This window comes from Rhizobium sp. PDO1-076, from assembly GCF_000247475.1.
Lineage (GTDB): Bacteria > Pseudomonadota > Alphaproteobacteria > Rhizobiales > Rhizobiaceae > Allorhizobium.
The window spans coordinates 1-3,779 of sequence record NZ_AHZC01000168.1 but is presented as its reverse complement, the minus strand read 5'-3'; the positions used below and the strand labels follow the sequence as shown (position 1 = coordinate 3,779).

Genomic DNA, 3,779 nt, shown 5'->3' with positions numbered 1-3,779 from the left:
TGAATTATGTGATCATGCTAGTTGTTGCGACCGCAATATGCTCAACACCAATGTATTTTTCCGTTGCGCAACCAGAAGTGCGAGCGGCATCCATCAGCGATCCACACTGATGGATGTAGAGAAGGAAAACCGGTCTTATCGACTGAGAGGTCCCACCTAGGCTTGACGCCTTTGAGCAACATGACCTCAAGCCTACGTCCACAGCCGCAAGGGCATACCATACCCGCGCTCCACAACTCTCCATTCTCGCGCGCGACATAAAGGTTTCGGGAGACAAGTTGCGCGGGGAGCTCATCTGATTCGATAAACTCGACGCGTCGCCGCCTTTCAGAGAAGAGGTCACGCACCCAAGAGATAAGGTTACGAAAGAACGTCATTTCTAAACTCCAAGATCCGGCAGTCCGAGTAAGGGTTCTTGAGCTCCTGTAGCTACGCCCAGAATGTGACTCCTGACAAAATCGCCCTCGCTAAAATGGTCTTCGTCACCATCCGCCAAAGCAAATATGCTTCGCGCCATAGTCGCATTGCCGTCATGGCGGAATGGAAAAACACGGGCGACGAATTCGAGAACTGCTGCGCTGGCCGCGCGCATATTGAGGGCGATAACTGAGGGCGCTTCCTCGACAGCGCCTTTGATGTAGCCGGCGTCCAGCTCACATGCATAAGCCTCAGGCGCCACTCGGGCGAGATATTCGGCGCGCAACGATGCCGCCGTGTACACGCCTCGATCGCCTAATGTCGAGCCACCAGGTTGGATATAGTCGATCCGGCCAATCACCTCCGCAATCGCCGGTGCTCCATTTGAGCGCGTGCGGGTCGGTATCGAGACGCCCATGTCGATCAGCGGGATCATGAACGCCTGCGCGATCCGGTCGACAATGTGCCGGCCCTCCGATGAATCGACACAACTGAAGATGATATCAGCGGTGGCGGCGGCCAGCACTGCTTCTCTCGACGCTACTGTCTCGGCGATAGTCACGACATTCAGATTAACGCGGTACCGGGCCATGGCTGCCGCGAACATCTCGACCTTGCTGACCCCTGCGTCAGCTTCCAACCAGGTTGAGTTCAAAATCCGGTTTAAGTTTTTGGCTTCTATATGATCATGATCAATGAGGGTAATCATGCCAAACCCCATCCTGGCCAGTTGCTCGGCAACGATTGACCCCGTGCCGGAGACGCCGACAATGCAGGCATGCATTTTGCCGAGTTCGTGTGTCATGCCAGCGCCGAATGCCATGATTGGCTCGCTATTTTCACAACCGTCACGCCAGAACCTAATATCGTCGCCGATGATAGCGACCGTGTCGATAGGGCGGCAATTCCGCTGTTCGTCATAAACTCGGGCGATCACTTCTCCATCAGGCATCATGATCGCCGAGCCATGCTCTCCCGGTGCAGCGGCACCACTCCAGCCCGCAAAAATCGAGCCGATAACCTCTGCATCACTTTCGTTGTCGAGGTTGGAAAACTGCCTGAATCCGCCTGGATGTGAGTGCAAGAGGATGATCGAGAGACGGCCGTCTTCGGCGACGTCGATAGCATCGGCAATGAACTGGCCAGGCCAGACAAGCAGATATGGCGATCTATGGCACTGATCATGGGGCACGAGTGTCAGACCGATCACCATCAGCTTGCGATCGCTGAGACCTGCATCACGACATAGGAGGACGGCTGCCGCCTCCAGGCCATCTCCTGGAAAGAGGTGGGAATGGAGCTGGCGATGTTGCTCCCCGCTCATCGTGAGTTTCACGTGCGGATAGACTGTCATGCTTCGACCTCACGCAACAGCGCAGCCTCGACCAAGGCAAGATGGGTGATGACATTGTCAAAACCCGGCCGCCAAGGCGCAATGCCACCGCGATGGCGCGACCAGCGCTGAAAGCCCTGCCCCTCGATCGTCTCCGTCACTTGGGTCTGCGGAATGGGCATGCCATCGCGCCGAGCAAGCTGCGGATAACAGTAAAACATATCGAGTTCGGCGGTGGGATAGCCATTAGGCACCTCAATCGCGACGCAGGTTGTATCGACGAGATAGCCTTCCGGCAGCCCCAGATCCTGCAAAAACAACCAGCGCCGGCCTGAAGATATGATCGTTTCCCAACGCAACCCGCGTACCGTCAGTCCCTCCTCGTCCTGAGGAAGCAAGCGGAACTGCCGGCGCGATGCCGGCAATTCGCCATTGTTGATCTCCCGTGGCGTGAGACGCAGCTTTTCGATCCCCGGAGAACGCAGATCTATTGTGTCATCGATGGTGACCTGACGCTTGCTGTCGCGACTCTTCAAAACGATAATCCAGCCCTGATCCGGATTGAAACCGGCTTTGACCAGTGCCTCCCGAACGAGAACATCCGCCTTGTCGAACTTCACGGCCACACCTTGGACGTTCAATTCCCATTGCGCCAGCCGAGAATAAACGTTCTCGACACCCATATCCGCGAGAGACAGGTGGCCCCCGACAGCGATCGGGTGGTCTTCGACGTTCTCGCGACGAACATAGAGCAGCTCAGCAGGCGGGATTTTTCCAAGGGTCCGTAGCGCCGCTTCTGAGATGGTGCGCTCCGGCCAGCTCAACGAACGATCGCTAAGATACAGGCGAAACAAGCGATCAGCCTTTGCAACGATGAACTTTGCCGCCGTCTGGCGATCAAGGTTGACGGTCTCGTCCGAGCGCAACTCCTCAATGTCGCCTTCCGGCAGCCATTGCAGAACCACATAGTCCTCGCGGGGAGAGACATCGCAATATCCGAGGATCTGCCGGCCGGTGGGCGAGCGATCGGCTACGCTGACCGGACGGAACTGAAGATCCGTTCCCGCAACCTCTATGAAGAGGCCTTTTGATTTTTCGGATGTAATATCGGCGCTCATGAAGGCCTCCTGTTTCATAAGTAGATTTCAATTGCATTCTTGCAATCGTAGTGCAATATGAGGGCAGCGAAACATAATTGCAAGAGTGAAATTGAATGTCGAAGTCGGAATTTCGAGGGAGTGCGTTTTACCAGGCTCTTGACAGTGCCCGTGCATCGAGAAAATTGAACTGGAAGCAAGTGGCCGAAGAGTCCGGCGTCAGCGCCTCGACGCTGACAAGGATGGCACAAGGCAAGCGTCCGGACGTTGATAGCCTGACGGCACTGGTTCGATGGGCTGGCCTCAGTGCTGACGCTTTCGTCAGGGATCCGTCCGAGATGAATTACACGGCTGAGCCATTGACCCAGATCACCGCCGTTCTTCAGGCCGATCCAAGCCTGCCGGATGACGGGCGGGACGCGATGATTGATATGATCACCGCCGCCTATACACGGTTGCGAAAAAATGCCGATCGAAAATAGTTAGGAGCGCTCAGATGAATGAAGCGGAAAGAAAAGCAATACGCGCCATGCTACAGCGGCGGGCAGAAGAGAAGACGCAAACACCGGACATGGCGCGGCAGTGGCTGATAGAGGAAGGCCTTTATGATGGCGATGGTGATCTGAAGCCGCAATATGGCGGACAGCCGGACAAGCGTGGATCGAAGTGACATCGTTCCATACCAGCTTTGTATTGGGTTTTCATGGGTGCGACGAGGAGACGGCAGTCGAACTCCTTGATGGGAAGTCGTTTCGTCAAAGTAGCGAAGATTTCGATTGGCTGGGATCTGGTGCCTATTTTTGGGAATGCGACCCTGGCCGAGCGCTGGAATGGGCAATCGAAAAGCAGAAACGTGGATCATATAAGAATGCTGCCGTCGTCGGCGCGGTCATCGACTTGGGGAACTGTTTGGACCTTACGGTTCGAGAGAA

General features: G+C 55.7%; 5 protein-coding genes and 1 pseudogene. 3 read left to right on the top strand and 3 right to left on the bottom strand.

Annotated elements, in window-relative coordinates; all coding sequences use genetic code 11:
* Positions 1 to 41: 41 nt before the first annotated feature.
* The 3 genes from PDO_RS29330 to PDO_RS11190 form a co-directional block, all read right to left on the bottom strand.
* Entirely contained in the window at positions 42 to 221 is a 180-nt protein-coding gene (locus tag PDO_RS29330; RefSeq protein ID WP_244426420.1) for a DUF6527 family protein, read from the bottom strand.
* A 158-nt stretch (positions 222 to 379) separates the two neighbouring features.
* Complete coding sequence (locus tag PDO_RS11195) at positions 380 to 1,771, bottom strand: ThiF family adenylyltransferase (RefSeq protein WP_007601919.1); 1,392 nt, start codon at positions 1,769 to 1,771, stop codon at positions 380 to 382.
* A complete protein-coding gene (locus PDO_RS11190; protein ID WP_007601917.1) occupies positions 1,768 to 2,868 on the bottom strand; it encodes a multiubiquitin domain-containing protein in 1,101 nt (366 codons plus the stop codon). Before PDO_RS11190 ends, PDO_RS11195 begins: the two co-directional genes overlap by 4 nt.
* A gap of 95 nt (positions 2,869 to 2,963) precedes the next feature.
* On the opposite strand from PDO_RS11190, the gene PDO_RS11185 reads away from it, so the two are divergent.
* From PDO_RS11185 to PDO_RS28785, 3 genes and pseudogenes are all read left to right on the top strand, one after another.
* Entirely contained in the window at positions 2,964 to 3,329 is a 366-nt protein-coding gene (locus PDO_RS11185; protein ID WP_007601915.1) for a helix-turn-helix domain-containing protein, read from the top strand.
* Positions 3,330 to 3,343: 14 nt separating this feature from the next.
* Positions 3,344 to 3,517 (top strand): hypothetical protein, encoded by a 174-nt coding sequence (locus PDO_RS28580; RefSeq protein ID WP_007601913.1) that lies wholly within the window; start codon positions 3,344 to 3,346, stop codon positions 3,515 to 3,517.
* A pseudogene (locus tag PDO_RS28785) lies at positions 3,514 to 3,779 on the top strand (hypothetical protein); the annotation flags it as partial. The gene PDO_RS28580 and the pseudogene PDO_RS28785, both read left to right, overlap by 4 nt.

What these genes read in the sequence shown, in the direction of transcription:
- PDO_RS29330 (WP_244426420.1), bottom strand. Translation starts at nt 221, where the DNA reads ATGGTATGCCCTTGCGGCTGTGGACGTAGGCTTGAGGTCATGTTGCTC.
- PDO_RS11195 (WP_007601919.1), bottom strand. Translation starts at nt 1,771, where the DNA reads ATGACAGTCTATCCGCACGTGAAACTCACGATGAGCGGGGAGCAACAT.
- PDO_RS11190 (WP_007601917.1), bottom strand. Translation starts at nt 2,868, where the DNA reads ATGAGCGCCGATATTACATCCGAAAAATCAAAAGGCCTCTTCATAGAG.
- PDO_RS11185 (WP_007601915.1), top strand. Translation starts at nt 2,964, where the DNA reads ATGTCGAAGTCGGAATTTCGAGGGAGTGCGTTTTACCAGGCTCTTGAC.
- PDO_RS28580 (WP_007601913.1), top strand. Translation starts at nt 3,344, where the DNA reads ATGAATGAAGCGGAAAGAAAAGCAATACGCGCCATGCTACAGCGGCGG.